We start from the raw sequence: 9,357 nt of genomic DNA, 5'->3' as shown, positions 1-9,357 counted from the left end.
AGCGTCCTCGCCATCGCCGTCGGATTCGTCCTGCTGATCTGGGGCGCGGACCGGTTCATCGCCGGTGCCGCCGCCCTGGCGCAGGATCTGGGCGTACCCAAGCTGCTGGTCGGACTCACCGTGGTGGGGCTAGGCACATCGGCACCGGAGATGTTTGTCGCGGCGGTGGCCGCGCTTCAAGGCAAGTCCGGACTGGCCATCGGCAATGCCATTGGCTCGAACGTCACTAATATCGCGCTGATCCTGGGCGTCACGGCGCTGGTCACGCCGTTGGTCGTGAACAGCTCGGTCCTCAAGCGCGAGCTGCCTGTCCTGTCCGTCGTCTGCATCGGCGCCTTCGTGCTGATGTGGGACCGCCAGCTCGACCGCGCGGATGGTGTCGTACTACTGGCCGCCCTGATCGCGGTCTTGGTCTGGATGGCCCGAATGGCGAAAGTCGGAGCGCCACTCGCGGCGGGAGACGATCTGGCCGTCGATGTCCCCGAGCAGGCACCGATGGGGCGCGCCATTCTGTGGACGGTCGTCGGACTGATTCTGCTGCCGCTGTCCTCGCAGTTGCTGGTCTGGGGCGCGGTCAACGTCGCCAACACCTTCGGGATCAGCGATCTGGTGATCGGGCTCACCATCGTCGCACTGGGGACCAGCCTGCCGGAACTGGCCGCCTCCGTGGCCGGCGCCCTCAAGGGCGAACCCGAGATCGCACTGGGCAATGTACTGGGCTCCAACCTGTTCAACCTGCTGGTGGTACTCGCAATGCCAGCCTGGTTGAGTCCGGGACTCGTCGATGCCGCGGTGCTGACACGCGACATGCCGGTCATGCTCGCCCTCACGGCGCTGATGTTTCTGATGTGCGCGGGCTGGCGTGGACGCGGGCAGATCACGCGCATCGAGGGCAGCCTGCTGCTCGTCGCCTTTGTGGGCTATGAGACTCTTCTGCTCATCTCCGGATAACAAACCATGACGTCACTGCACCCAGAACAAATTCGTCGCCTTGGCCAGTCCGTATTGCAGATTGAGCGCGATGCCATCGACCATCTAATCGACCGGATCGACGATGCGTTCGTCCGTGCCTGTGAGCTCTGCATCGCCTGCACCGCGCGAATCGTGGTCGTCGGCATGGGCAAGTCGGGCCATATCGGCAACAAGATCGCGGCGACATTGGCAAGCACCGGCACCCCCGCGTTCTTCGTCCACCCCGGCGAAGCCAGCCACGGCGATCTCGGCATGATCACACGCGCCGATGTGGTCCTCGCGTTGTCAAACTCGGGCGAGACGGCAGAGATCACCGCCATTCTCCCCGTCATCAAGCGGCTCGGCGTGCCGCTCATCGCGATGACAGGCCGGGCAGATTCGACGTTGGCACGCATGGCCGATGTTCATCTGGACGTCGGCGTCAACAAGGAAGCCTGCCCGCTGAATCTGGCACCCACCGCCAGCACGACCGCGACACTGGCGATGGGCGATGCGCTGGCCGTTGCGCTGCTTGAGGCCCGCGGGTTCACCGAAGCGGATTTCGCACTGTCGCATCCGGGTGGCTCGCTCGGACGCCGCCTGCTGCTGAAAATCGATGATCTGCTGCACAGCGGTGACGATATCCCCCGAGTGGCGGAGACCGTCACCGTCGCCGAGGCACTGGTCGAGATGACACAGAAAGGCCTGGGCATGACCGTGATCGACGACACCGAAGGCCGAATGGTCGGCATCTACACAGATGGCGACCTGCGCCGCACGCTGGACGGCGGACTCGATGTCCACAAAACGCCAATCGCCTCGGTGATGGCCAAGAACCCCAAGGTGATCGCCCCCGGCACGCTGGCTGCAGAAGCCGTCAAGATCATGCAGGATTTCAGCATCACCACCCTGGTGGTTCGCGACGACCATCAACGCGTCACCGGGCTTCTTCATATGCATGACCTGCTGAGAGCTGGCGTTGTCTGAACCCCACGACATCCGCGAACGCGCATCGAAAATCCGCCTGGTCATCTTCGATATCGATGGCGTGCTGACCGATGGCAAGCTCTACCTTGCCCCCGACGGCACCGAGCTCAAGACCTCCAGCGTGCGCGACGGCCTCGGCCTGCGCCTGCTCGTCGACGCCGGCATTCATGTCGCCGTCATCAGCGGTCGGCCATCCCCAGCCTACGAACAGCGACTGCGCAAGCTGGGCGTGGAGCACATCGTCCTGTCCACGCGGGTGAAACTGCCGGCCTATGAACACCTCGTTGATGCACTGGGTCTGGACGATCAGCAGGTGGCCTGCATGGGCGACGACGCGCCGGATGTACCCATCATGCAGCGTGCCGGGCTGGCATTGACCGTCGCCAACGCCCACCACTCGGCCCAGGCTGCGGCGGACTGGATCAGCCAGTTCGATGGCGGACATGGCGCCGTACGCGAAGCCTGTGACCTGATTCTGGATGCCCAGCAGTGAGTGAGCGCAAGAGCCGGCTACGCATGAGCGCGCTGACCGCGCCCGGGATCCCCCTGCTGGCGGTTGCGATCATGGGCGCCGTCGGGATCGCGCTGCTGCAAGGCGACTCGTCGCCACCCGAGAACATCGCCGCTCCGCCGCCGGATGCCCGCTCCTATCTGGCAGACATGCGCTTGCGCCGCTTCGGCGACGACGGCCAACTTGAGTACCGCGCCACCGCCGATCGCGCGACCTACTTCGCCGACGGTTCGCTGGCATTGAGCACGGTGGATGTCGACTATCTTGGCGGTCGGCAAAGTGTCTGGACCTTGTCCGCACCCAGCGGCCGCGTGCCGCCCAGCCAGGACCGCATCGAACTGACCGGCGCCGTGAATGTCCATGGACGGGACGAAGCCGGGGTTCCGGTGGACTTCAACACCGAACAGTTGCTGGTAGAACTCGAATCCGAAACCTTGCGTTCGGAGGCACCGGTTGAGCTGCGCAGCCCGGACAAGCACGTGGAAGCGATCGGCCTCGTCGCCGATTTCCAGGGGACACAAGTGGAACTGTTGAACCGGGTACGGGCCGAAATCGATGAATAAACTGAACCGGCTCGTGCCGCTGCTGCTAACGGGGCTGACCCTGCTGCCCACCACCGCCCTGGCCCAGACTGGCCGGCTGACCGTGGACGCCGATCGCGCGGAACTCGATGAATCGCAGGGCTATAGCGTCTATTCCGGCAACGTCCAGCTACAGCAGCAAGGCATCGACCTGACCGGTGACCGCCTGACCATTCGGCGACCCAGCAACGGCCAGCTACGTGCAACGATGGAAGGCCAACCTGCACGCCTGACACACACGCCTGACAATGCCGACGGGCCGATCACCGCCACCGCAACCTCAATGACCTACGACACCGGCTCACGGCAACTGACACTGGAAGGCGGCGCCCGCATCGAACGCGGCGCCGACACGCTAAGTGCCGGAAAGATCGAGTACAACCTGGCCGACCAGCGCATGCGCGCCGCCGGCGGCGACTCCGAACGGGTCCGCATCACCATCCCCGCCCCTGATGTCAGCAACGCGCCATGAGCACGACGCTACGCGCCCGCAATCTGCGCAAGAGCTACAAGAAGCGCACCGTGGTCAAGGATGTGAGCATCCACGTCAACGCCGGCGAAGTCGTCGGCCTGCTTGGCCCAAACGGCGCCGGTAAAACGACTTCGTTCTACATGATTGTCGGGCTGGTCGCCGCCGATGCAGGCCGGATTACGCTGGGCGAACGAGACATCAGCCGCATGCCGATGCATACACGTGCACGCCTGGGTGTGGGGTATCTCCCGCAGGAAGCGTCCGTGTTTCGCAAACTCACGGTGGCCGAAAATATCCTCGCAATCCTGGAAACCCGGCGATCCCTGTCCAAGGCGCAACGCCAGGAGCTACTCGAAGGCCTGCTCGGCGAACTGCACATAGAGCATGTGCGCGACACCCTGGGCATGAGCTTGTCAGGCGGTGAGCGTCGGCGGGTGGAAATTGCCCGCGCACTGGCGGCGGATCCGCAGTTCATCCTGCTGGACGAACCCTTCGCCGGCGTCGACCCGATCTCCGTGGGCGACATACAACAGATCATCCGGCACCTGCAGGATCGTGGCATCGGCGTGTTGATCACCGACCACAACGTGCGTGAAACGCTCGGCATTTGTTCACGCGCCTACATTCTGTCCGACGGTGAAGTCATTGCGGAGGGTCCACCCGAAACGATCCTCGACAATCCGCAGGTTCGGGCTGTTTATCTGGGCGATACGTTCCAGCTTTAGCCACGACGCATCGCGAATTGCAAATATTAATTTCTTGTTAAGCAAGAATACTGCCATCCGCTTGCGTCAGCGGATTGCTGGGGCGTATCTTCAAGCCATGCCCATTAGCCACTCCGAACAGTAATGCGTCCAGCCCTTGCACTACGCATGGGTCAGTCGCTGGCGATGACGCCGGCGCTGCAGCAAGCCATCCGCATGCTCCAGCTCTCCACGCTGGATCTCCAACAGGAAATTCAGCAAGCGCTGGACTCCAACATGATGTTGGAACACGCGGAGGACATCGACGCTGCCCCCGACGAAACGCCGGCCCAAGACGCGGCCGATTCAAAAACCAACGACGAAGCCATCCCCGACGAGTTACCCGTCGACGCAGAATGGACCGATATCTACGACGGCACGTCGCACCGCTCGCGCGAAGCCGACGAAGCCTGGTACGAGTACCGTCAGGCGAACCTGCATCGCAAGACCAGCCTGCGCGAACATCTCGCTTGGCAGGCGGATCTGGCGAGCCTGTCGGCGGCCGAGAACGACATTGCCGCACACCTGATCGATGCCGTCGACGATCGCGGCTACATTGCGGACTGGCCTGTGGTGGAGCAGCGACTGCTCGAACTTGGCTACACACCAGATGCCATCGCGCCCGTGCTCGACACCGTGCAACGTTTCGATCCGGCCGGTGTTTGCGCACGTCACCTGGCTGAATGCCTTTGCCTGCAACTCGATGGCCTGAATCGCGGGCCGGTGGTCGACCTGGCCAAGGACATCGCAGCCGAGCATCTGGAATTGCTCGCCCGGAACGACCTGCGCGGCCTGTCGCGGGTGCTGCGGCAACCGGTCGATGTCATTGCCGAATCCGTCGACCTCATTCGCAACCTGCAACCCCATCCTGGGGCTGATTTTGTCGACCACGAAGCCGAATATGTCGCTCCCGAAGTCTTCGTGAGCAAGCGCCAGGGGCGCTGGTCGGTTTCGCTGAATCCCGACATCACGCCCAAGCTGCGGATCAATACTGACTATCTGGGCTTGGTTAAGCGCGCAGATCAGAGCGAAGACCAGCAGTGCATGAAACAGCACCTGCAGGAGGCGCGTTACTTCCTGAACAGCCTCAAGAGCCGCAATGAGACTCTGCTACGCGTTGCGCAGTGCATCATTGAACAGCAGCGTGCTTTTCTGGAATATGGTGAGGAGGCGATGAAGCCTCTCGTCCTGAGGGACGTAGCCGAGCAGCTCGGCGTGCATGAGTCGACGGTGTCGCGTGCGACCTCGTCGAAATACATGCACACGCCGCGTGGGCTGTTCGAGTTGAAATATTTCTTCTCAAGCCACGTGTCTACCGTGGAAGGAGGTCAGTGCTCAGCAACCGCGATCCAGGCCATGATTCGGCGCATGATCAAGGAAGAGTCTCCTGAGAAGCCACTGTCCGACAGCCGCATTGCCAAACTGCTGCTGGAAGACGGCATCCAGGTTGCACGGCGCACCGTCGCAAAATATCGAGAAGCGATGGACCTGCCACCTTCCCACGAGCGTCGCCGCTTGGTCTGACCCGACGACTTCCACTTTCGGGGGCCGTCGAATGATTTCAGATTCAGGAGTGAACGCATGAACCTAAATATCTCCGGCCACCACGTCGAGCTCACCGATGCGATGCGTGATTTCGTCACGCAAAAGCTGTCCCGAGTCGAGCGGCATTTCGATCATCTGATCGATGCTGAGGTCGTCCTCACCGTCGAAAAGATTCGACACAAGGCGGAGGCAACACTCCACGCCAGCGGCAAGAACCTCCATGCGGAGGCCGTCGCAGACGACATGTACAAGGCGATTGACCAGTTGATCGACAAGCTGGATCGCCAGACCCGACGCTTCAAGGAACGAGTCACCAACCATCACGGCAAGGGACCGCAACGCATCGCAGAGATGCTGCAGTAAACACGTCGGGTTTCCTGGGAGACCGGTAACGGTTGCCCGAGGGAGGAGCCCAAACCAGCGAGGCCGGGGCCGCTTAGCGACCCGGCCTCGCTTCGTTTTGGTTGTTACACTAACGCCCACTGATCATTCACCGCCTACCGACTCGTCACGGAGATTTCCAATGGAACTAGCTGATCTCCTCGCGCCTGCCCAGGTCCGCACACTCGGATCGATCGCGAGCAAGAAGCGCGCACTCGAAGAATTGTCCAAGCTGCTGGTTGAAGTGGCTCCTGACCTCAGCGCATCCGACGTGCTGACCAGCCTGGTCAATCGTGAAAAGCTGGGCAGCACGGCCTTGAAAGGTGGCGTTGCGATTCCCCACGGCCGCATGCGTGGTCTGGACAAACCTGCCGCGGCCTTTGTCCGCCTTGAATCCGGTATCGACTACGACGCCGATGACGGCTCGAAGGTCGATCTGATCTTCGGCCTGCTGGTCCCGCAGGATGCGATGCAAACCCATCTGGAAATCCTCAAGACCATCGCGGAGCGGTTGTCCGACGACGCATTCGTTCAGGCGATGCGCGATGCCACCTCGGACGAGGCGTTGCATGAGCACATCGTCTCGGAACTGCCGGCTCAGGCCTGATCCGAACTTGACCACCCGGCACGGCGTCCTGATGGCCATGTACGGGTGCGGCGTATTCCTGACCGGCGATAGCGGCACCGGCAAGAGCGAATTGGCACTACGCCTGATCCGTCGCGGTCATGCCCTGGTCGCCGACGACGCACCGGCGTTCGAATGTCATGCCAACCGCTGGATCGGCCGCGCGTCGGATGCCCTTCACGGTCGCCTGCAACTGCGGGGCATCGGCGTGATCAACGTGCCGTCCCTGCTCGGCCCCGCGGCGATTCAGGCGTCCACCCCGGTTGATCTCCTGATCGAACTGACCCGAACCCCGGAAACCGACGCCAGACCGCTATCAGGCTCGCGGCCGCGATCCTTCGAGTTTCTTGGCACGACCTTGCCTGGCTGGTCCATCCCGGTCGATGCTGCGCCCGCCTCACCCGAGCTGATCGAGACCGCCGTCCTTGCTGCCGGACTGCACCGCAAAGCCGCCGAAACCACCGGAGCCGCCACGTGGAACTGATTGTCGTCAGCGGCCTGTCCGGGGCCGGCAAGTCGGTCGCGCTGCGCGTGCTGGAAGATCAGGGGTATTTCTGCATCGACAACCTGCCGATGGCCTTGCTGGATTCCCTGGCAACGCATGCCGAAGCGGCGCCTGAAGCGCCGCGCCAGCTCGCGGTTGGCGTTGATGCGCGTGCATCGCGCAACGAGCTACGCGGGTACAGCGAGCACATCACTGCGCTGCGCGCGCGGGGGGTTCGCGTCTCGACGCTATTCCTGGAAGCCGACGAAGACGTTCTGCTGCGACGTTTCAGCGAAACCCGGCGCAAGCATCCGTTGACCGATGCCGACATCACGCTGCGCGATGCGATCGCCACCGAACGCACGCTGCTTGATCCGATCGCCGATTGCGCCGAGATCATCCTCGATACATCCAAAACCAACGTCCACGAACTGCGCGAACGCGTGCGACATCGTATCGGCGGCACGCCCGATGCCCCTCTAACGGTGTTGTTCCTGTCATTTGGCTTCAAGTACGGCGTGCCGGATGATGTCGACTACGTGTTCGACGTACGCTGCCTGCCCAACCCCCACTGGAAACCGGCGCTCAAGCCGCAGACCGGGCAGGATGCGGATGTTGCCGACTACCTCGCCAGCCTGCCCGCCTGCCAGGCCCTGGAGAACGACATCGCCAGCTTTCTCGACCGTTGGCTGCCTGCCTTCGAGGGGCAGGACCGAACCTACATCACCGTGGGCATCGGCTGCACCGGCGGCCGGCACCGATCCGTCTACCTCGTGGAGGCGCTAGCAGAGCGCTTTCGCGCGGCCGGCCGGGCGATTCAAATCAGACATTCGGAATTGGCATGAGCTGCGGACTTCTGCTCGTCACCCACGGCCGGCTAGGCCAGCACCTGCTCGCCACCGTGCGGGACGTAATCGGCGAACTGCCGCTGGACACCGATATCCTCGAAGTGCGCCGCGTTCAGGACACCGAGGTACTCATCCGCCAGGGCACTCGCATGATCGAACGGCTGGATTCTGGCGACGGCGTGCTCATCCTCACCGACGCCTATGGATCCACACCGGGCAACCTGGCCACGCGCGTGGCGACCGATCAGCGCACGCGCGTCGTGGCCGGCGTGAACATGCCGATGCTGCTGCGGGTCTTCAACTACCACGACCAGGCCCTGGATGCGCTGTCGACTGCCGCCATCGAGGGCGGACGACGCGGTATCGTCGACTGCCAGCACCCGGACTGATCAGACCATCGCCATGCCAAACACGACCGTCACGATTGTGAACAAACTCGGCCTGCACGCACGGGCAACGGCCAAGCTCGTGACCTGTTCACGGCAGTTCGAAAGTCGGGTGACGCTGCGCCGCGGCGACCGCGAGGTCAGCGGTAAAAGCATGATGGGATTGATGATGCTCGCCGCCGGCAAAGGCACCGAGTTGGAACTGGAGACCGAAGGCGCCGACGCGGAGGCCGCGCTGGAAGCGGTCGCAGCCCTGATCGCCGACCGCTTCGGCGAGGACGCGTGACCAGACGCCGGCATACAGGACGAGAGCCGCTGGCATGAGCCTTTGGCTCTCGGGCATTGGTGTCGCGCGCGGCATTGCCATCGGTCGCGCGCTGAAGATCGTCTCCGGCGATCTGGACATACCCGAGTACGCGCTGGAACCCTTCGAAGTCGGGGCCGAAATCAGGCGCTACCGTTCGGCCCTGCGGCGGGCCCGAACACAGCTCAAGGACGTGCAGGAGCGGATTCCCAAGGGGACCCCCGGCGAAATTTCGGCCTTCATCGAATCACATATGCTGATGCTGGAGGACCGCGCGTTCTCCGAAGCGGTGGAAGAACTGATCAGCGAGCGCGGCGTCAACGCCGAAGCCTCGCTGAAAAGCCAGCGCGACACGCTGATCCGCGTGTTCGAGGCGATGGAAGACCCGTATCTGCGCAGCCGCCGCGATGATGTCGAACACGTCGTCTCGCAAATCCAGCGCATTTTGCTGAAGAACGACAAGCCCCTGGGCACGCGCGAGGCCGCGCATGAAGGGACCTCCATCGTCGTGGCTGAGATCGGAAGAGCACACGTCTGAA

The 9,357-nt window shown here is 63.0% G+C and carries 14 protein-coding genes; all 14 read left to right on the top strand.

What is annotated here, in order from left to right; all coding sequences use genetic code 11:
• A partial coding sequence (locus tag ACE1EY_RS08825; protein ID WP_370299976.1) for a calcium/sodium antiporter occupies positions 1-951 on the top strand: 951 nt, incomplete at its 5' end.
• A 6-nt stretch (positions 952-957) separates the two neighbouring features.
• The gene (locus ACE1EY_RS08820; protein ID WP_291514450.1) at positions 958-1,938 is read left to right on the top strand and encodes a KpsF/GutQ family sugar-phosphate isomerase; all 981 of its coding nucleotides are present in this window, start codon (positions 958-960) and stop codon (positions 1,936-1,938) included.
• A complete protein-coding gene (locus ACE1EY_RS08815; protein WP_291514451.1) occupies positions 1,931-2,431 on the top strand; it encodes an HAD-IIIA family hydrolase in 501 nt (166 codons plus the stop codon). The genes ACE1EY_RS08820 and ACE1EY_RS08815 overlap by 8 nt, the downstream gene beginning before the upstream one ends.
• Entirely contained in the window at positions 2,428-3,012 is a 585-nt protein-coding gene (gene lptC, locus ACE1EY_RS08810) for an LPS export ABC transporter periplasmic protein LptC (RefSeq protein WP_291514452.1), read from the top strand. The genes ACE1EY_RS08815 and lptC overlap by 4 nt, the downstream gene beginning before the upstream one ends.
• On the top strand, positions 3,005-3,502 hold the full coding sequence (lptA, locus tag ACE1EY_RS08805) for a lipopolysaccharide transport periplasmic protein LptA (RefSeq protein ID WP_291514453.1): 498 nt from the start codon (positions 3,005-3,007) through the stop codon (positions 3,500-3,502). Before lptC ends, lptA begins: the two co-directional genes overlap by 8 nt.
• Complete coding sequence (gene lptB / locus ACE1EY_RS08800; RefSeq protein ID WP_291514454.1) at positions 3,499-4,227, top strand: LPS export ABC transporter ATP-binding protein; 729 nt, start codon at positions 3,499-3,501, stop codon at positions 4,225-4,227. Before lptA ends, lptB begins: the two co-directional genes overlap by 4 nt.
• Before the next feature lie 123 nt (positions 4,228-4,350).
• Positions 4,351-5,769, top strand: a complete 1,419-nt coding sequence (locus tag ACE1EY_RS08795; RefSeq protein WP_291514455.1) for an RNA polymerase factor sigma-54 — start codon at positions 4,351-4,353, stop codon at positions 5,767-5,769.
• 57 nt (positions 5,770-5,826) lie between these two features.
• On the top strand, positions 5,827-6,153 hold the full coding sequence (hpf, locus tag ACE1EY_RS08790; protein ID WP_291514456.1) for a ribosome hibernation-promoting factor, HPF/YfiA family: 327 nt from the start codon (positions 5,827-5,829) through the stop codon (positions 6,151-6,153).
• 160 nt (positions 6,154-6,313) lie between these two features.
• The gene (locus ACE1EY_RS08785; protein ID WP_291514457.1) at positions 6,314-6,778 is read left to right on the top strand and encodes a PTS sugar transporter subunit IIA; all 465 of its coding nucleotides are present in this window, start codon (positions 6,314-6,316) and stop codon (positions 6,776-6,778) included.
• Between the two features lie 7 nt (positions 6,779-6,785).
• Complete coding sequence (locus ACE1EY_RS08780) at positions 6,786-7,280, top strand: hypothetical protein (RefSeq protein WP_291514458.1); 495 nt, start codon at positions 6,786-6,788, stop codon at positions 7,278-7,280.
• Positions 7,271-8,125, top strand: coding sequence for an RNase adapter RapZ (rapZ, locus tag ACE1EY_RS08775; RefSeq protein ID WP_291514459.1), 855 nt, complete (start codon positions 7,271-7,273; stop codon positions 8,123-8,125). Before ACE1EY_RS08780 ends, rapZ begins: the two co-directional genes overlap by 10 nt.
• Positions 8,122-8,517 carry a PTS fructose transporter subunit IIA gene (locus ACE1EY_RS08770; protein WP_291514460.1) on the top strand — a complete coding sequence of 132 codons (396 nt, stop codon included), beginning with the start codon at positions 8,122-8,124 and terminating at the stop codon, positions 8,515-8,517. The genes rapZ and ACE1EY_RS08770 overlap by 4 nt, the downstream gene beginning before the upstream one ends.
• Before the next feature lie 13 nt (positions 8,518-8,530).
• Entirely contained in the window at positions 8,531-8,800 is a 270-nt protein-coding gene (locus ACE1EY_RS08765) for an HPr family phosphocarrier protein (RefSeq protein ID WP_291514461.1), read from the top strand.
• Between the two features lie 34 nt (positions 8,801-8,834).
• Positions 8,835-9,356 carry a phosphoenolpyruvate-utilizing N-terminal domain-containing protein gene (locus ACE1EY_RS08760; RefSeq protein WP_370299975.1) on the top strand — a complete coding sequence of 174 codons (522 nt, stop codon included), beginning with the start codon at positions 8,835-8,837 and terminating at the stop codon, positions 9,354-9,356.
• Position 9,357 lies beyond the last annotated feature (1 nt).

The sequence above is a fragment of the Abyssibacter sp. genome, from assembly GCF_964229365.1.
GTDB lineage: Bacteria > Pseudomonadota > Gammaproteobacteria > Nevskiales > OUC007 > Abyssibacter.
Note: the sequence above shows the minus strand (reverse complement) of the source record. Positions and strands in the feature narration are given on the sequence as shown.